The 16,572-nt window shown below is 70.0% G+C and carries 17 protein-coding genes; 7 read left to right on the top strand and 10 right to left on the bottom strand.

Features of this window, described 5'->3' with window-relative positions; translation table 11 throughout:
* Positions 1-26: 26 nt before the first annotated feature.
* A complete protein-coding gene (locus QLQ15_RS04530) occupies positions 27-746 on the top strand; it encodes an SIMPL domain-containing protein (RefSeq protein ID WP_283211656.1) in 720 nt (239 codons plus the stop codon).
* Between the two features lie 80 nt (positions 747-826).
* A complete protein-coding gene (locus QLQ15_RS04525) occupies positions 827-1,330 on the top strand; it encodes a GNAT family N-acetyltransferase (protein ID WP_283211655.1) in 504 nt (167 codons plus the stop codon).
* 6 nt (positions 1,331-1,336) lie between these two features.
* Here the strand turns inward: QLQ15_RS04525 and QLQ15_RS04520 are convergent, their stop codons facing one another.
* From QLQ15_RS04520 to QLQ15_RS04505, 4 genes are all read right to left on the bottom strand, one after another.
* A complete protein-coding gene (locus tag QLQ15_RS04520; protein ID WP_283211654.1) occupies positions 1,337-1,768 on the bottom strand; it encodes a GFA family protein in 432 nt (143 codons plus the stop codon).
* Complete coding sequence (locus tag QLQ15_RS04515) at positions 1,765-3,051, bottom strand: sialidase family protein (RefSeq protein WP_283211653.1); 1,287 nt, start codon at positions 3,049-3,051, stop codon at positions 1,765-1,767. The genes QLQ15_RS04520 and QLQ15_RS04515 overlap by 4 nt, the downstream gene beginning before the upstream one ends.
* A 133-nt stretch (positions 3,052-3,184) precedes the next feature.
* Entirely contained in the window at positions 3,185-5,074 is a 1,890-nt protein-coding gene (gene mnmG, locus QLQ15_RS04510; protein ID WP_283211652.1) for a tRNA uridine-5-carboxymethylaminomethyl(34) synthesis enzyme MnmG, read from the bottom strand.
* 513 nt (positions 5,075-5,587) lie between these two features.
* Entirely contained in the window at positions 5,588-6,172 is a 585-nt protein-coding gene (locus QLQ15_RS04505; RefSeq protein ID WP_283211651.1) for a hypothetical protein, read from the bottom strand.
* A 194-nt stretch (positions 6,173-6,366) separates the two neighbouring features.
* Here QLQ15_RS04505 and QLQ15_RS04500 point away from each other — a divergent pair, with 194 nt between their 5' ends.
* The 5 genes from QLQ15_RS04500 to QLQ15_RS04480 all read left to right on the top strand — a co-directional run bounded on the left by QLQ15_RS04500 (position 6,367) and on the right by QLQ15_RS04480 (position 11,450).
* The gene (locus tag QLQ15_RS04500; RefSeq protein WP_283211650.1) at positions 6,367-7,290 is read left to right on the top strand and encodes a DMT family transporter; all 924 of its coding nucleotides are present in this window, start codon (positions 6,367-6,369) and stop codon (positions 7,288-7,290) included.
* A gap of 16 nt (positions 7,291-7,306) precedes the next feature.
* Positions 7,307-8,290: a pyridoxal-phosphate dependent enzyme gene (locus QLQ15_RS04495; RefSeq protein WP_283211649.1), complete on the top strand. Its 984-nt coding sequence runs from the start codon at positions 7,307-7,309 to the stop codon at positions 8,288-8,290.
* 186 nt (positions 8,291-8,476) lie between these two features.
* The gene (locus tag QLQ15_RS04490; RefSeq protein WP_283211648.1) at positions 8,477-9,235 is read left to right on the top strand and encodes an ACT domain-containing protein; all 759 of its coding nucleotides are present in this window, start codon (positions 8,477-8,479) and stop codon (positions 9,233-9,235) included.
* A gap of 226 nt (positions 9,236-9,461) precedes the next feature.
* Positions 9,462-9,890, top strand: a complete 429-nt coding sequence (locus QLQ15_RS04485; RefSeq protein WP_283211647.1) for a ketosteroid isomerase-related protein — start codon at positions 9,462-9,464, stop codon at positions 9,888-9,890.
* Positions 9,891-9,965: 75 nt separating this feature from the next.
* The gene (locus tag QLQ15_RS04480; RefSeq protein WP_283211646.1) at positions 9,966-11,450 is read left to right on the top strand and encodes an ArnT family glycosyltransferase; all 1,485 of its coding nucleotides are present in this window, start codon (positions 9,966-9,968) and stop codon (positions 11,448-11,450) included.
* A 3-nt stretch (positions 11,451-11,453) separates the two neighbouring features.
* Here QLQ15_RS04480 and QLQ15_RS04475 read toward each other — a convergent pair whose 3' ends face one another.
* The 6 genes from QLQ15_RS04475 to bioF all read right to left on the bottom strand — a co-directional run bounded on the left by QLQ15_RS04475 (position 11,454) and on the right by bioF (position 16,550).
* Positions 11,454-12,056, bottom strand: coding sequence for a hypothetical protein (locus QLQ15_RS04475; RefSeq protein ID WP_283211645.1), 603 nt, complete (start codon positions 12,054-12,056; stop codon positions 11,454-11,456).
* A gap of 67 nt (positions 12,057-12,123) precedes the next feature.
* Positions 12,124-13,116 (bottom strand): multidrug resistance efflux transporter family protein, encoded by a 993-nt coding sequence (locus QLQ15_RS04470; protein WP_283211644.1) that lies wholly within the window; start codon positions 13,114-13,116, stop codon positions 12,124-12,126.
* Positions 13,113-14,018, bottom strand: a complete 906-nt coding sequence (gene bioC, locus QLQ15_RS04465) for a malonyl-ACP O-methyltransferase BioC (RefSeq protein ID WP_283211643.1) — start codon at positions 14,016-14,018, stop codon at positions 13,113-13,115. The genes QLQ15_RS04470 and bioC overlap by 4 nt, the downstream gene beginning before the upstream one ends.
* A gap of 78 nt (positions 14,019-14,096) precedes the next feature.
* Positions 14,097-14,870 (bottom strand): pimeloyl-ACP methyl ester esterase BioH, encoded by a 774-nt coding sequence (gene bioH, locus QLQ15_RS04460; protein ID WP_283211642.1) that lies wholly within the window; start codon positions 14,868-14,870, stop codon positions 14,097-14,099.
* Between the two features lie 55 nt (positions 14,871-14,925).
* The gene (locus QLQ15_RS04455) at positions 14,926-15,330 is read right to left on the bottom strand and encodes an ACT domain-containing protein (protein WP_283211641.1); all 405 of its coding nucleotides are present in this window, start codon (positions 15,328-15,330) and stop codon (positions 14,926-14,928) included.
* Positions 15,327-16,550 carry an 8-amino-7-oxononanoate synthase gene (gene bioF / locus QLQ15_RS04450; RefSeq protein ID WP_283211640.1) on the bottom strand — a complete coding sequence of 408 codons (1,224 nt, stop codon included), beginning with the start codon at positions 16,548-16,550 and terminating at the stop codon, positions 15,327-15,329. Before bioF ends, QLQ15_RS04455 begins: the two co-directional genes overlap by 4 nt.
* Positions 16,551-16,572: the final 22 nt, after the last annotated feature.

Below are 16,572 nucleotides of genomic sequence, written 5' to 3'. Positions count from 1 at the left end.
CGGCTCCAGGGGAATGGAGCGGATCGATGCGGTCGATGCATTCATTGGCGTTCGCGGTGGCGTTGCTGGTCCCGGTGACAAGCGTGGCGGGCACGCCGCTGCCCGATGGCCCCCACGTGATCGCCAGCGGCGAGGGCAAGGTCTCTGCGCGGCCCGATTCGGCGCGTGTGAGCTTCGATTTCCTGCAGCGCGATGCTCGCCCCCTGGTCGCCAAACAGAAGGTGGATGTCGCGGTCAATGCCTTGCTGGAAGGGCTGTCGCGGTACGCCATACAGGACAAGGACATCCGTGCCTCCGACTTGTCGACCGGCGAGGACGTCGATTTCGACGACAACGGCCGCCGCGTGTCGCGTGGCTTCGTCGCCGAGCGGAAGGTGACGGTGGTGCTCAACGACCTCACGCGACTCAACGAGTTCCTCGATTTCGGCCTGGGCGCCGGCGCCACGGGCATCGCCAACGTGTCGTTCGAGTCGACTCGCGAGAAGGCACTGCGGGAGGAGGCGCGATTGCAGGCCATCGCGGTGGCACGCCAGCAGGCGGCCGACCTGGCCACCGCGTTCGGGGGCAAACTGGGACCGGTCTACAGCATCAACAGCCAGGGATCCAACGTCGAATACCAGTACAACGCGACCACGCTGGACCGGGTGCAAGTGACGGGTACCCGCATGGGTTCGTCCGGGCGCTATCTGCAATCGGACGTGGAGTATCGTGAGAGCGTGCGCGCAGTGTTCGACCTGCAGCGCTGATACGCGACATGACCGCACGCACGACAATATGATCGTTCCCAGCGGTATCACTGGGAACGACACAGAAATCCGGACAACGCATGCTGATCCTGCAAACCGAACGCCTTCGCCTTCGCGAGATCGAGGAGCGCGACGCGCCCTTCATCCTGGAATTGCTGACCGACCCGTCGTTCCTGGACAACATCGGCGATCGCGGCGTGCGCGACCTGTGCAGCGCGGTGAACTACATCCACAACGGGCCGCGCGCCAGCTACGCACAGAACGGCTATGGGCTATGGCTGGTGGAGCTGAAAGAGACCAGCGAATCGATCGGCCTGAGCGGCGTGTTGCGTCGCGACACGTTACCGGCCCCCGACATCGGCTATGCCTTCCTGCCGCGACACTGGTCGAAGGGTTACGCAGTGGAAGCGTGCAGCGCGGTGCGCGACCACGCGATGCGCGTGTTGGGCATGCCTCGCCTGCTGGCGATCGTATCGCCCGGCAACGCGGCATCGGTGAAGGTGCTCGAACGCATCGGGCTGCGCTTCGAGGAGACCGTGTGCATGGGCGAGGAAGACCTGCAGCTGTTCGCGCTGGATGCCTGAATCGCGTCAGTCGTCGACGTAATCGAAGCGCACGTCCGGGAACCACAGCTGCGACCAGCGTTCGCGCTTGTCGTCGGCATCCAGTCGTTGGGGCGATGCAGGCTGCTCCGGTGCGAACGGCACCGGGCCGTCGACCGTGCGCGCATTGAGCGCGGCGTGCGTGCGCTCGTCGATGAGGCACGTCACCATCACCAGTACGGCGCAATGCGAGCAGGCGATGAACTCGGCCTGCGCGGAGCCCTGGCGGTAACGCAACGGCTCGCCGCGCAGGCGCAGGTGCACCGACCCGTGCGCGTCGGAGAACCAGACGGCGCCATGCTTCGTGCAGAAGCTGCAGTCGCAGGCGCGCGGCGAGAGCGTGGCGGCGGATTGCGACAGCCGCGCTTCCCAGCCCAGGCGCCCGCAGTGACAGCCACCGCGCAGCGGGGTCGTGTTCATGGCGCGAGCGTGTACTGCGCGCCGTGAAGCCGCGGTCTCTGGTCGACGATGTCGGTCCACACCACGAAGGCGTTGCCATCGGCCAGCGCGAGCTTGGCGAAGCCGGTGCCGCGCCCGCGGCCCTGCAGCTTCGCCACCTCGCCGCGCTGCAGCTCGCGCGCGAGGTCCGGCGTGAAGCGGGCGATCTGCAACGACTGGCCGTTGTCGTCCTCGCGCAGCCACAGCGCCCATGCCGACGCGGGATCGAGTCCGACATCGATGCGTCCCTGCACCGGGGCGCCGCGATCCAGTGCGAGTGGCGCGGCGAACGCGTCGCCGCCATCGGCACTGCGCGCGAGGTTCACCGTCGGCACGTCGCCAGCGGCGGTATACCAGCCGACCAGCACGTCGTTGCCGGTCGCGGCGATGGCGGGACCGTTCACCGGGCAGGCCGGCATGACCCAGCCGTCGGCATGCACCGGGCCAGGTTTCGCGTCCGGCGCGATGCGCAGGGCCAGGATGTCGCGTACTTCCTGCGGCGTGCGTCCGCGGTAGACCAGCAGCGCTCCGCGCGGCGTCATCGCGGCGTCGGTCTGGCAGCAGGTGCAGGTGTCGGCGTCCAGTTCGCGTTCGTCGTGGCGCTTGAGCGCCGCGTCGAACTGCGCCGTGCGCAGCATCATCGTGCCGTCGTGCCCACCGTGCCCGCCGCCGTGTCCGCTGCCGTGGGCACTGGCCGTGTTGCGACCGTCGAGCCACGCGATACCGATGCGATCGTTCGCCGCCGGCCACAAGGACACGAAACCGTGTTCGCTGGCGGTGCCGTCGTCGTTGACGAGCGTGGGTTTGGACCACGTCGCGCCGCCGTCGCCGGAGCGCACCAGCGCCACGTCGTACGCGTACTTCGCGTTCGCCGACTTCTGCAGCCAGTGCGCCCACAGCGCGCCGTCACCGGTCTGCGCGATGTGCGGCGTGTCGGCCCAGTTGACGAACCACTCGCTGCCGCGCGCGATTTCGCGCACGTCGCTCCACTTGCCATCGGCGAAGCGGGCGAACTTCATCGCGTGGGCGTCGCCCTGCGTTTCCATCCACGACAGCAGCAGGCTGCCATCGGGTGCGCGGACCAGATCGGGCTGCGCGGCGTCGCCGGTGGCAGGGAGCGACCACGGTTGCGAGCGCAGCTGCGGTGCCGCATGGGTCGTTGCGGCGTCGCCGGCCGGAGGCGGTGTCGCCGCGGTGGGCGCCTTGCGATCGCACGCGACGCAGGCGAGGAGCGCAAGCGGAAGGAGCAGGGGGATGGCTTTCATGCGCGAAGGGTACGCCGCGCCCTCCGGGCCGTCATCCCGGCGAGGGATGGGCCCGTTCCGATTCGCCAACCGGTCCAATGTCGCCAACAGGGCGCGCGCGACCGCCTGGTTCGAGGCGGGCTGAACTGTTGCCTCAGGCCACCCGCGAGCGGCGCGCACGCGTGAGGTGCACCAGCAGCAGCGAGATGGCCGCCGGCGTCATGCCCGGGATGCGCTGCGCCTGGCCGACGGTCTGCGGGCGTACGCGCTCGAGTTTCTGCTGCACCTCGGCCGACAGACCGCGCACGGCGGCGTAGTCGAATCCGTCCGGAATCGGCGTGGTCTCGTGACGCTGCTGGCGCGCGATCTCCTCGCGCTGGCGGTCGAGGTAGCCGGCGTACTTCACGCCGATCTCGACCTGCTCTGCCACCTCCGCATCGGCGACCGCCGGGCCCAGCGAGGGCACGGTCATCAGTGCGGCGTAGTCCAGTTCCGGACGCTTGAGCAGATCCAGCGCGGACGTCTCTCGGCTGATCTCGATGCCCAGTGTCGCCATCGCTTCGCGGCCGAGCGCATTGTTCGGCGCGGCCCAGACGGCACCCAGGCGGGCGTTCTCGCGCGCGATCGCCTCGCGCTTGGCCTCGAAGCGGGCGAAGCGGGCGTCATCGACCAGGCCCAGCTCGCGACCCACGGGGGTCAGGCGCAGGTCGGCGTTGTCCTCGCGCAACTGCAGGCGGTACTCGGCGCGCGAGGTGAACATGCGGTACGGCTCGCTGGTGCCGTGGGTGATCAGGTCGTCCACCAGCACGCCAAGGTAGGCCTCATCACGGCGCGGGCTCCAACCCTCCATGCCACGCACGAAACGGGCAGCGTTGACGCCGGCCAGCAGGCCCTGTGCGGCGGCTTCCTCGTAGCCGGTGGTGCCGTTGATCTGCCCGGCGAAGAACAGGCCTTCGACCGATTTGGTCTCCAGCGTGGACTTCAGCCCGCGCGGGTCGAAGAAGTCGTACTCAATGGCGTAGCCCGGGCGCGTGATATGCGCCTGCTCGAAGCCGCGGATCGAACGCACCAGCGCCAGCTGCACGTCGAACGGCAGCGAGGTGGAAATGCCGTTGGGGTAGATCTCCGCGACGGTGAGGCCTTCGGGCTCGACGAAGATCTGGTGGCTGGCCTTCTCGGCGAAGCGCACCACCTTGTCCTCGATCGACGGGCAGTAGCGCGGCCCGATGCCTTCGATCTGGCCGGTGTACAGCGGCGAACGGTCCAGCGCGCCGCGGATGATCTCGTGGGTGCGCTCGGAGGTGTGGGTGATCCAGCACGACACCTGGCGCGGGTGGTCGGCGGTGGAACCCATGAAGGACATCACCGGACGCGGATCGTCGCCGGGCTGCTCCTCCATCACCGAATAGTCGAGCGTGCGACCGTCGATGCGCGGCGGCGTGCCGGTCTTCAGGCGATCCACCACGAACGGACCTTCGCGCAGCCGGTGTGCGAGCGCGACGGCGGGCGGGTCGCCGGCGCGACCGGCCGCGTACGTGGTCTGGCCGACGTGGACCTTGCCGGCGAGGAAGGTGCCGGCGGTCAGTACCACGGCGGGGGCGTCGAAGCGCAGGCCGGTCTGGGTGACCACGCCGGTCACTTTGCCGACTTCGAAGGCGATGTCGTCGACCGCGGCCTGGAACAGTGTCAGGTTCGGCTGGTTCTCCACCGCGTGGCGGATGAAGGCGCGATACAGCGAACGGTCGGCCTGGCAGCGGGTGGCACGCACGGCCGGGCCCTTGCTGGCGTTGAGCCGGCGCCACTGGATGCCGGCGGCATCCGCCGCGCGCGCCATGACGCCGCCGAGGGCGTCGATCTCCTTGACCAGATGCCCCTTGCCGATGCCGCCGATGGCCGGGTTGCAGCTCATCGCGCCGACCGTTTCGACCGAGTGCGTGAGCAGCAGCGTGCGCGCGCCGGCGCGTGCGGACGCCAGCGCGGCTTCGGTGCCGGCATGGCCGCCGCCGACCACGATGACGTCGTACTGGTAGAAGTTCTGGCTCATTCGTCGAGGTATTGCGGATGGCGCAGGTGGACGGCCCGGGCGCGAATTCTAGGTCAGCAGGGTCGCACGTGCCCGCGAGGATGAATGGGACATGAAAGTTGGCACGGTTCCTGCGACATAGTCTTTGCACCCAGCGGGGCAGGCGCTCGCCGCCGGCCGGAATTGGAACAGGGGCTGGCCAAGCGCTCGCGGGGGAAGCCGGGGGGCCGAATGTCGGGGGACGTTCGGCCCCTCTTTTTTTGTGTCGCGGCAGGGCCGCAAAAGCAAAGGCGCCGATATCGGCGCCTTTGGCGTTTCTGGGACCGGGTCGGTGCCGGGCCGTATTGGGCGCCGACGCCCGATGGGGACGGAACAGGGGGGATCCGTGGTTCCTCATCGGGCGCCGACATGGAGCCGGGTCGAATTCGAATTACGTCCAAAAGCGACGCATTCGGTCAATGAGGGCAGATTGCCGTCAGTCGCTGCCCGACGCAAGCGAAAAAATGTGACTGGGCCCCGGGTTGCGACCGGCGGTCAGCGTTCCTGTTCCTGGACGTGATGGCGGTTGCCGGCACGGGGTGCCGGACGCGGGGTGCTGTTGTGACGCGGCTCACCCGACGGTCGCGAATCACCGGTCGGACGCGGCTGGCCGATCGCCTGCTGCTGCGGCGGACGGGTCCAGTTCGGCTGCGACTGATAGCGCGGCGCATTGCCCGGGGGCGGTGCCGACTGATTGATGCGGCGACGCAGATCGTCCACGCCCGTCCACGGACCGTTGCCACCCTGACGCGGCGGCTGTCCCTGGTACGGACGGCCGGGGCGGTTGTCGTAGTGGCGGTGCGGATAGCGGTACGGGTAGCTGTAGTACGGATAGCGCGGGTAGCCGTAGTACGGGGAATAACCGTAGCGATAGGGCGAACCCCAGTAGCCGTAGCCGCCGTAGTACGGATAGCCCGGATAGCCGTAGTAGCCGCCGTAGCCACCGTAGTAGCGGTACTCGACGCTCGGCTGGCCGTAGTAGTAATCGCCGTGGCCGCCATAGCCGCGGTAACCGTAGCCGGTGACACAGCCGGCCAGCAGCAGGGCTGCCATCGCGGGAACAAGCAGTTTGCGCATCATGATCCGGACCCCCCAGGGTATGGACGCCAGCATCCGGCCGGTGCGTTGAACTCGGCCTTAATTCTTCCGGCGTGCGCAGCGCGTCCGCGATGGCGTTCAGTCGACACGGTTCGCCACACCGTCCGGACCGGAAACGCATTGCCGCGCGCGAGGCGCGGTGCCAGCATGCCACGCCCCTGCCGCAGTTCGCGCCCATGAATCTCCACCAAGCCTCCGGCCATTGGCGCCTGGGACTGACACTCACCCTGATCACCGCCGCCTGCTGGGCAACCCTCCCGGTCGCGCTGAAGCTGGTGTTGCAGGCGCTGGACCCCATCACCCTGACCTGGTTCCGTTTCCTCGTCGCGTCCGTGGTCACCGCGGCATGGCTGGGCGCGCGCGGGCGACTGGGCGGGTACCGGGCACTGGATGGGCGCGGGTGGACGATGCTCGGCGTGGCCGCACTGATGCTGGTGGGCAACTACGTCTTCTACCTGCTGGGCGTGCAGCACACCACGCCGGCAAACGCGCAGCTGCTGATCCAGCTGGCGCCGCTGTTGATGGCACTGGGTGGCATCTGGGTGTTCGGCGAGCACTTCCGCGCGGCGCAATGGCTGGGGCTGGGATTGCTGGTCGCGGGCATGGGGTTGTTCTTCGCCGACCAGTTGGCCGCCAGCGCGAAGGCGCCGGGCTATGTGCTGGGCTCGGCGCTGGTGATCGTCGGCGCCATCGTCTGGGCGGTGTACGCGCTGCTGCAGAAGCAGTTGCTGATGCGGCTGGGTTCGATGCAGATCCTGCTCTTCATCTATGTGTTCGCGAGCATCGCGCTGTTGCCGTTCGCGCACCCGGCGGCGCTGCTGAAACTCGACGCCCTGCACTGGGCGCTGCTGGCGTACTGCGCCTTCAATACCATCGGCGCCTACGGTGCGTTCGCCGAAGCGCTGGCGCACTGGGAAGCCTCGCGCGTGTCGGCGATTCTGGCCATCACGCCGCTGCTGTGCATCGCCGCCGCCTGGGCGGTGCATGCGCTGTGGCCGCAGTGGCTGGCGCCCGAACGCATCACTTCCATCGGCTGGATCGGCGCGGCGCTGGTCGTGGCCGGCTCGGCCGCCGTCAGCCTGCTCAACGCCCGCCGCTAAGGCCTACCATCGCCCCATGAACGACACCGCCCAGTCCCGTACCGCCCTGCCCGTCTTCGATGACGTCCTGGCCGCGGCCGCGCGCATCGCGCCGCACGCGCATGTCACGCCCGTGCTGCGGGCGCACAGCATCGACGCGCTGGCCGGCTGCGAGCTCCACTTCAAGGCCGAACACCTGCAGCGCGCCGGGGCGTTCAAGTTCCGCGGCGCGTGCAACGCGATCTGGTCGCTGGACGATGCCGACGCTGCACGCGGCGTGGTCACGCACTCGTCCGGAAACCACGGCGCGGCGCTCGCACTGGCGGCACGCACGCGCGGGGTCGCCTGCCATGTCGTGGTGCCTGAAGGCGCGGTCGCGGCCAAGCTGGCGGCGATCGAAGCCTACGGCGCCACCCTGCACCGCTGCGCACCGACGATCGCCGCACGCGAGGAACGCTGCGCGCAGCTGCAGGCGCAGACCGGCGCGGAGCTAGTGCACCCGTACACCGACCCGCGCGTGATCGCCGGCCAGGGCACGGCGGCACTGGAACTGCTCAACGGCGCGGCGCACTTCGACGCGCTGGTGGTGCCCGTGGGCGGCGGCGGGCTCGCCGCCGGTACCGCGCTCAGCGTGGCCGCGCGTTCGCCGGGCACGGCGCTGTACCTGGCCGAACCCAGCGGTGCGGCCGAGACCGCGGCATCGATGCAGCGCGGCGAGCGCGTCACCGAGTTCACCCCGGACACCATCTGCGACGGTCTGCGCGGCACGCTGGGGGCGCCGAACTTCGCGATGTTGCAGGGCCATGGCGCCCAGGTACTGGCGGTGGACGACGCCGACACCGTCGCCGCCATGCGCCTGTTCTGGCAGCGCGCCAAGCAGGTGATCGAACCGTCGTCCGCGGTGGCGCTGGCGGCGGTCCTGACGCACCGCGACACCTTCGCCGGCAAGCGCGTGGGCATCGTGCTGTCGGGTGGCAACGTCGATCCGGACACGCTGCCGGCCCTGTTCGCACGCGGCTGAGGCCGGACGCCTCGCGCGGCATTGCTTTTTATGTGACGTTGCGAACAATACCTTTGCCGAATTTGCCGTGAGCGACTACGGCGTCCAGCCGCCGCAGGGCGGCGCCGGGTGGGGACCCGGGGACGTCGCTGGATCGACCGCGCCGACGGCATCGAAAACGGCACTCAGCCCACGGGGAGGTGGCTGATGGTGGATCTTGAGTTTCGCGTGGTCTCCGACCGGCGCGAAGGGTTGCTGCTGGCCCTTGGCCAGGCAGTGATCGCCCATGGCTTCACGCTGCTGCGCCAGCGCATGGCCAGCGGCAACGACGGCGTGGTGCTCACCATGCTGGTGCGCGGCCCGCACACGGGCCTGACGCAGCTGGAGGAATGTCTGGGCACGCACCCGTTGGTGCGCAGTTTCGAGGCCGGTCGTCCCGACGGCGTCGTGCCCGTGGTGGAAGCGCCGCCGGAAGTGGGCGAGCTGCCCTCGCCGATGCGCACCAACACGCTGCCCACGATCGCCGATTCGCGCCGCATCGAAGCGCTGCTGCCGCAACTGGCGCGCGACTACCCGAACATCTTCATTCCGCTGCTCGCGCTGGAGCGCGAGCTCAGACCCGATCAGCGCGAGCCGGCGCTGCGCTATGTGGGCCAGCGTGTGGGCGCATGGGTATACAAGCGCGACTTCGCTCCTGGCAGGCATATGGACCTGGGTGAGGCGGTGCGCCACGTCGCGCTGCCGGCGATGCGCCAGATCGTGCAGGCCGAGCTGCACGAGGGCAGCCTGTGCGTGCGCAACAGCCCCTTCTGCCATCGCGGCCAGCACGGCGCGTGCTGCCATTTCCTGCGCGGCATGCTGGGCGGCCTGCTCGGCGGACCGCATGGAGCGCCGGGGCTTCGCGTCATCGAGAACCAGTGCCGCAACAACGGCGCGGAGATCTGCAGCTTCGAATTCAGGGCCTGATTCGGGACGACGCGGTCTGCGGCTCGCCCCATGCGGGTGGCCGGACCGCCGCGCGGATCCGGGGCGCGCGGCGGCTCCGACGAGGCCACCGGTGTCAAACGGAACGCCCCCTGCGCGCGGTCCCGGCCTGTGCTTTTTCACGGATGCGATCACGGTCCAGGCCGGGCGGCGCGCCGCTATCATCGGGGTCTGCCGGCACCCCCGTCCGGCTCCGCAAGGACTCGCGATGAAGATCGACGGAACCCGCTCCAACGACCGCGCCACCGAACTGATCCTGGCCTACTACGCGGCGTTCAACCGAGGCGACTGGGACGGCATGCTCGCGCTGCTGGGCGAGGACATCCAGCACGACCTCAACCAGGGTCCGCGGGAGATCGGCCACGAAGCATTCTCGGCATTCCTGCAGCGCATGGCCCGCAGCTATCGCGAGCAGCTCCACGACATCGTGGTGATGGTCTCGCCCGACGGCGCGCGCGCGGCGGCGGAGTACATCGTGCACGGCGAGTACCTGGCCGACGATGCCGGCCTGCCGGCGGCACACGGGCAGAAGTACGTGCTGCCCGGCGGCGCGTTCTTCGAGGTGCGCGACGGCCGCATCCGCCGCGTGACCAACTACTACAACCTCGAGGACTGGATCGCGCAGGTCGGCGGCTGACCGCCCCCCGCGTTCCGACGCTTCTCTAACCTTCCCTGCGACACACTCCGCCCGGACCTTCCCGGCGGAGCCGGCATGCCGTCTGTCCTGCGCTCGCCCGTGTTGTGGGTCGCCCTGCTCTCGGCCGTGCTGGCGCTGGCCTTCCTCGGCGTGCGCGGCATCTGGGATCCCGACGAGGGCCGTTACACCAATGTCGCGCTGAACATGCTCGACAGCGGCGACTGGCTCAGTCCGCGCCGCAGCCACGAGGTCGGCCACTGGACCAAGCCCCCGCTGACCTACTGGGCCATCGCGAGCAGCGTCGCCGTGTTCGGCGCGAACCCGTGGGCCGCACGTTTGCCGGCCGCGCTGTCGTACCTGCTGTGCGTGTGGTTCGCCGGGCGCATCGCCACGCGTCTGTCGCCCGGCAGCGGCGTCACCGCCGCCGCGGTCTATGCCTCGATGCTGTTCGCCTTCGGGGCTTCGCAGTTCATCACCACCGATTACGTGCTGGCGGCGATGGTGAACCTGGCGATGTGGGCGTTCGTCGAAGCGCGTTTCGGCCACTCCCGGTCTCCGCGCGGCTGGCTGGCGCTGATGTGGGTGGGCTTCGCGCTGGCGTTCGTGACCAAGGGGCCACCGGGGCTGGTCACGCTGCCGGTGGTGCTGCTGTTCGATTTCCTGCTGCCCGGACAACGCGGCTCGCGCGTGCTGCAGTGGTCCGGCGTGTTGCTGTTCGTGCTGCTTGCCGCACCTTGGTACCTGGCGGTGTTCGCCAACAATCCGGGGCTGTTCGGCTATTTCGTCGGCGATGAAGTGGTCAACCGCGTGTTGACCAACGAGTTCGGCCGCCACGGGCAGTGGTATGGCTGGCTGCAGATCTACGTGCCGACGCTGCTGCTGGGCACGTTGCCATGGACACCGGCGCTGCTGCGCTGGGCGCGCTCACTGCCCGGTCTGGTGCGTCCGTGGTTCACCGATGCCCAGCGTCGCGAGCACGACGCGCCGTGGTTGCTGCTCGTGCTGTGGGTGCTGCTGCCGCTGACAGTGTTCTGCCTGGCGCGCTCGCGGCTTCCGCTGTACGTGTTGCCGTTGTTCGTGCCACTGGCGGTGACGGTGGCCTTGCAGCGCCAGCGCGAAGGCCGCGGCCTGCCGCGATGGCCGTGGCTGGCGGCATGGTCCGCACTGCTGGCGGGGCTGGCGCTCGCCGCCGCGGCCTGGCCGACACACAAGAATGCGGCCGACTGGGCCGACGCGATCCGCGCACGCGCGCCGGCACCCATCAACGAAGTGGTGTTCGTCGAGGACATGGCGCGCTACGGCCTGCACCTGCACCTGGGGCGCGGCACGCAGATCGAGAAGCTCTCCATCGACGAACTGCGCCAGCCGCGCTTCAACCCCGCCTACGACGAACCACTCGCGGTGGAGCTGGACGAACGCGAGAGCGGCGTGGTGTGGATCTGCAAGGAAGGCGACTGGCCGCGGGTGCACGAGCGCATCGTCGAACGCGGCTATCGCGCCGTGACGCTGGGAACCCCCTGGCGCGGACGCGTCATGTTCCGCGTGGAGGCGGTGCGCTGAACCTCAGCGCTGCGCCGCTCCGGCCAGCGCGACATGGTCCAGGCCCTGGCTCAACAGCAGGCGCATGACCGATGCGCGCTCGGCCGCCGGTTGCGCCTGCAGGGCATCCAGCAGCCAGCCTACCGAACGACAACGTGCGGTGTGGTCAGTGCCGTTGAGACCGGCAAGGAAGCCATCGTTGAGGATGGCCGCACGCACGCCGGCGACCTTGAGCGACTGCGCCGCGCGTGTGGCGTCGAAGGGTTGCCTTGGGCTTTGCGCCGCGGCCACGAAAAACGCCGTGACCGCATCGGCGAAACGCACGCGGCTGTCCTGGCTCAGGCGCGAGGCGATGGTGTTGTAACCGTCCAGACTGCGCTCGGCATCGGGGTCGAACAGCGCGCACAACGCATCGGCATCCTGCGGCAACCGGGCGCTCGCGTGCACCGCCTGGAACAGGCCATCGACGCTGGCGTCGGGGGCGCGCAGCAGCAGTTCACGGCCGTCGGCGACCAGTGCGGACGGGTCGAAACCCCACTCCTCCGGCAAGGACTGCGCCATCGTCGGCGATGCCGCGGCGCAGGCCAGCAGCAGGAGTGCGAATCGGATGGGGGCGTGTCGGGTCATCGGCGCATGCACATCGGAGCGATGCGGCGACTCTACGAGCGCGCCGCTGAACGCTTTCCTCGAACCGTCACGCCCCGCGATCGCCGCGCATCTCCTGCACCGCGCGACGGTCGCCCGCAGACGCGCGCGCCGCGACGAGGCTGAACACCACGATGCCGACCACCACGATCACCGCACCCGCGAGCGCGCGGCCCTGCGGCCAGGCTTCGCCCAGCCACAACACGCCGATCACGGTGGCGAACAGGATCTCCGCCGCCTGCATCGCCTCGGCGGCCGCCAACGCGGTCGGGTTGTGACGCACCATGCCGGTGGCCTGGAAGAACAGCACCGTGGCGATCACGCCCGCGCCCAACGCAACGCCGGCGGCCAGCGATACCTGCCCCAGCGACGGCGCTCCCACCTGGGCGAAGGTGAGTGCGGCGATGGCCCACCACATCGGCTGGCTGGCCAGGGTCATGCCGAACACGCGCTGCGTGGCGTTGAGTTCGACGCCGGCGCGCTCCAGGTGCAGCAGCAGGCCACGGTTGCCCAGCGGATAGGCGAAGGCCGACACCGCAACCAGCGCCAGCGCCACCCAGGCATCGCGATCGAGTGCGCCGCCGCGATGGCCGAACTGCAGCGTCAGCACGCCCGCCACCACCAGCAGGCCCGTGGCCAGCGCGGCGCGCGGGATGCGCGCGCGTGCGTCCTTGTAGAGGAACGGCGCACACAGCATGCCGGCGATCACGGTGAGCTGGAACGTGCCGGCGATCAGCCATGAAGGCCCGCTTGATGCGGCGTAGCTCAGGCACACGTAGAACAGCACGAAGCCGATGCCGCTCCACAACAGCCACGGGCCGGGATGCGCACGGATCGCGCGCCACACCGGCGCAATGCCGCCCTGCCACGGCATCACCGGCAACAGCAGCGGCAACGTGATCAGGTAGCGCAGGCACGCGGTCCACGCCCAGTGGCCGCCTTCGACGGCCGCGGCGCGGTTGAGCACATAGGTACAGGTGAAGAAGAACGCCGATGCCAGCGCGATGGCGACGGCCGCCAGCGCGGTGCGGCGCGCGTTCATGGGCGTTTCCGGATGCGGATGCCGCTGACCGGGACGTGCACTTCGTCGACGCCGCCCACGCGGATCGGCTGGCCCGGTTGCGGGCCCCACGCGTGCGCGTAGATCACTTCCCACGTCGCCGGCAGGCGGCCGTCCCGGCGCCACGGTTCGTAGGCATCGGCGGCGCGGGCGAAACGCGCGCGGCCGGTAAGGCTGCGGCGGCGCTCGCTCATCGCGTTCGTCGCGCCCAGCGTGCGCAGTTCGCGCATCAGGCCGGGCAGGTCGTCGTGGCCCATCACGAACTCGTCTCGGTCCAGCACGGGGTTCTTGAAGCCCGCCGCGATCAGCGCATCGCCGAACTGCGCGATCGACACGAACGGGCTCACATGCGGCGCGTTGTCGGCCTGCGCGAACGCGCCGCGCAGTTCGTGCAGCGTATCCAGGCCGAAGGTGGACACCAGCAGCAGGCCGTCGGGCTTGAGCACGCGACGGAAGCCGGCGAACACGGCAGGCAGGTCTTCGACCCACTGCAGGCACAGGTTGGAGAACAGGATGTCGACGCTGGCGTCGCGCAACGGCAGCGCGCGCGCATCGGCGCACAACGCGTCGGGACGACGCGCGAAAGGCCGCCAGCCGCCGGCGTTATGGCGCGTTTCGCGCAGCATGGGCAGCGCCAGGTCCAGCGCGAGCACCTGCGCCTTGGGCCAGCGTTTCTGCATCGCGACGCTGGCGTGGCCGGGACCGCAACCGATATCCAGCACGACCTGCGGCGGCGCGCGATCGAGTGCGGGATCGTCGAGGTAGTCCAGCTGTTCCATCAGGCGCGAGGCCACTTCGCGCTGCAGCGCGGCGGCATCGTCATAGCCGTGTGCGGCACGCGAGAAGGCGCGGCGGACCTGGCGGTGGTCGAAGGTGTCGGTCATGGGGGCCAGCAACGGTGATGCGCTTCGCCCTCGCGATCAAGCCAGGGCACGGGGGATGGGAAGTCGCCGAGGTTCCGCTCAGGCGGGCGCGGTCACCGCGCGCATGAAGGCGTCGATCTGCGCGGCGACTTCGTCGGCTGCACCCAGGAACGGGGCGTGTCCGGCGTTGGCGATCACCACGCTGCGTGCGTCGTGCGCCATCGCCGCCGCCGCGGGCATGGCGCCGGCGGGGATGAGGCGGTCACGGCGACCGGAAATCCACAGACTCGGCACGCGCAGCTGTGCCAGTTCGGCGCGCAGGTCCAGCCGGTCCAGCAGCACCAGGCCCTCCTGCAGGGCGCGCGGTGCGGGCTCGCCGCGTTCGAAGGCCTGTGCCTTGAGGCTGCGCAGTTCTTCCTGTGCGTAGCTGGAACCCAGCGCTTCCAGCGCGAGGAAGCCTTCCAGCGTGCCGCGGAAATCGCGGCCCAGCGCTTCACCGAAGTCGCGGAACAACTGCGGCTTCACACCGTGCGGCCAGCCTTCGTCGATCACGAAGCGCGGCGAGGACGCGACCATGATCAGTCCGCGCACCTCCTCCGGAAAATCCAGTGCGGCGCGCAGGGCGAACTGCCCACCCAGCGACCAGCCCAGCCAGACCGCGTCGGGCACGCGCGCGACCAGCTCGGCGGCGAGCACGTCGGGGACCAGCGGGGCGGTGTCCTCGCGTGCGTGGCCATGGCCGGGCAGGTCGACCAGGTGCAGCGTGTAGCGATCGGACAGGCGTTCGACCAGCGGTGCGAACAGCCCGCCGTGCATGGCCCAGCCGTGGATCAGTGCCAGCGCGGGACCCTGCCCGCGCGTCTGGATGTACATGGTGCGTCGATGGCTCTTGCGTCGCCGATCCGCGTGCGGACCGGCCGGGGGAATGTCAGGTGTGGCCGTCCTGCGCCAGGGCCGCCAGCACCGCGAGTGCGTCGTCGCGGCGGTCGGCCGCGACCAGGAGATGATCGTGGTGGAAGCCGGCCAGGACATTGCACGGTATGCCGTGTCGGGCCAGCGCGCCGGACACGGCGGCCGTCAGGCCGACCGAATCCAGTGCCGAGTGCACGTCCAGCGTGAGCCAGGCGGCGCGGAAATCGTACGGCAGGCCGTGTGCGTCGGCGACCGCGCAGGGCACCACGTAGGTGAAACCCTCCGTTTCGCGGACGCTGGCCGAGGCGGTGACGGCCAGGCCGGGATCGGCGGTGGCGCGGGTCACGAAGGCGAACTCGCCGTCGCGCGAACTCACCGACAGGGCGGCAAGCAGGCGCGCGAGGTCGCGCTCGCCGCTCATCGCGTCACGACGGTTTCCCGCGATCCGGCGGCGGGCAGGCCCAGCCGCGCGCGATCGCGGGCCTTGGCCATCGCATCGACCAGGCCGTCCACGTCGGCCACGCCATGCAGCGCGGACAGCGTCACGCGCAGGCGTGCGCGGCCTTCCGGCACCGTCGGCGGACGGATGGCTGCGACCCAGTAGCCGGCCTGCTCCAGCGCACCCGCCAAGGCCAGCGCACTGGCATCGTCGCCGCACAGCACGGGCTGGATGGGGGTCTGCGAATCCATCAGCGCCAGACCGGCGCGCTGGGCGCGCTCGCGGAAACGGCCAACGAGTTCGTCGAGCTTGTTGCGGCGCCAGTGTTCGGTGCGGGCGAGCTTGACCGCCGCCAGCGTCGCCGCGGCCTGGGCCGGCGGCAGCGCGGTGGTGTAGAGGTACGGGCGCGCGGTTTCGGCCAGGTGGCCGATCAGGTCCGCCTCGCCCAGCACGGCCGCGCCGTAACCGCCCAGCGCCTTGCCCAGCGTGGCCAGCTGCAGCGGGACATCGTTGACGCCCAGCTTCGAGGCCGCGACGCTGCCGCGCCCGTCCGGGCCGACCACGCCGACGCCATGGGCGTCGTCCACGTACAGCAGCGCCTTCTGCACGCGCGCCACCAGGGCCAGCTCGCGCAGCGGCGCGATGTCGCCGTCCATGCTGAAAACGCCGTCGGTGGCCAGCAGCGCCATGCCCTCGGGCATGCTGCGCAGCTGGCGGATCGCCCCCTCGGCATCGCCGTGCGGGTAGCGACGCAGGCGGCAGCCGGCCATGCGTGCGGCGTCGATCAGGCTGGCGTGGTTGAGCCGGTCTTCCACGCACACGTCCTCGTCGCCCAGCAGCGACTGGAGCACGGCGAGGTTGGCCAGGTATCCCGACCCGAACAGCAGCGCGCGGGGCGCGCCCAGCCAGTCGGCCAGTTCGCGTTCCAGCGTGTCGTGAAGCTGGTGGTGGCCGCACACCAGGTGCGAGCCGACGCCGCCGGCGCCTTCGCGCGAGGCGGCGTCCTGAAGGGCGCCGACCACGGCGAAATGCTGAGACAGGCCGAGGTAGTCGTTGCCGCAGAAGTTCAGCAGGGAACGGCCTTCGACGATGCAGCGGGCGCCGTCGCGATGGCTGACGATGCGGCGCACGCGTACGCGCGAGTCCGCCTCGCGCTGGGCGCGGGCTTCGGCGATGCGGTCACGCCATGCCGGGCGGCTCATGGGCGCACCGTGATCCACGGGC

It is taken from the genome of Lysobacter stagni, from assembly GCF_030053425.1.
GTDB lineage: Bacteria > Pseudomonadota > Gammaproteobacteria > Xanthomonadales > Xanthomonadaceae > Lysobacter_J > Lysobacter_J stagni.
Note: the sequence above shows the minus strand (reverse complement) of the source record. Positions and strands in the feature narration are given on the sequence as shown.

Excerpts from the sequence above, each read along its gene's own strand:
- QLQ15_RS04530 (WP_283211656.1), top strand. The coding sequence starts at position 27 with ATGCGGTCGATGCATTCATTGGCGTTCGCGGTGGCGTTGCTGGTCCCG.
- QLQ15_RS04525 (WP_283211655.1), top strand. The coding sequence starts at position 827 with ATGCTGATCCTGCAAACCGAACGCCTTCGCCTTCGCGAGATCGAGGAG.
- QLQ15_RS04520 (WP_283211654.1), bottom strand. The coding sequence starts at position 1,768 with ATGAACACGACCCCGCTGCGCGGTGGCTGTCACTGCGGGCGCCTGGGC.
- QLQ15_RS04515 (WP_283211653.1), bottom strand. The coding sequence starts at position 3,051 with ATGAAAGCCATCCCCCTGCTCCTTCCGCTTGCGCTCCTCGCCTGCGTC.
- mnmG (WP_283211652.1), bottom strand. The coding sequence starts at position 5,074 with ATGAGCCAGAACTTCTACCAGTACGACGTCATCGTGGTCGGCGGCGGC.
- QLQ15_RS04505 (WP_283211651.1), bottom strand. The coding sequence starts at position 6,172 with ATGATGCGCAAACTGCTTGTTCCCGCGATGGCAGCCCTGCTGCTGGCC.
- QLQ15_RS04500 (WP_283211650.1), top strand. The coding sequence starts at position 6,367 with ATGAATCTCCACCAAGCCTCCGGCCATTGGCGCCTGGGACTGACACTC.
- QLQ15_RS04495 (WP_283211649.1), top strand. The coding sequence starts at position 7,307 with ATGAACGACACCGCCCAGTCCCGTACCGCCCTGCCCGTCTTCGATGAC.
- QLQ15_RS04490 (WP_283211648.1), top strand. The coding sequence starts at position 8,477 with ATGGTGGATCTTGAGTTTCGCGTGGTCTCCGACCGGCGCGAAGGGTTG.
- QLQ15_RS04485 (WP_283211647.1), top strand. The coding sequence starts at position 9,462 with ATGAAGATCGACGGAACCCGCTCCAACGACCGCGCCACCGAACTGATC.
- QLQ15_RS04480 (WP_283211646.1), top strand. The coding sequence starts at position 9,966 with ATGCCGTCTGTCCTGCGCTCGCCCGTGTTGTGGGTCGCCCTGCTCTCG.
- QLQ15_RS04475 (WP_283211645.1), bottom strand. The coding sequence starts at position 12,056 with ATGACCCGACACGCCCCCATCCGATTCGCACTCCTGCTGCTGGCCTGC.
- QLQ15_RS04470 (WP_283211644.1), bottom strand. The coding sequence starts at position 13,116 with ATGAACGCGCGCCGCACCGCGCTGGCGGCCGTCGCCATCGCGCTGGCA.
- bioC (WP_283211643.1), bottom strand. The coding sequence starts at position 14,018 with ATGACCGACACCTTCGACCACCGCCAGGTCCGCCGCGCCTTCTCGCGT.
- bioH (WP_283211642.1), bottom strand. The coding sequence starts at position 14,870 with ATGTACATCCAGACGCGCGGGCAGGGTCCCGCGCTGGCACTGATCCAC.
- QLQ15_RS04455 (WP_283211641.1), bottom strand. The coding sequence starts at position 15,330 with ATGAGCGGCGAGCGCGACCTCGCGCGCCTGCTTGCCGCCCTGTCGGTG.
- bioF (WP_283211640.1), bottom strand. The coding sequence starts at position 16,550 with ATGAGCCGCCCGGCATGGCGTGACCGCATCGCCGAAGCCCGCGCCCAG.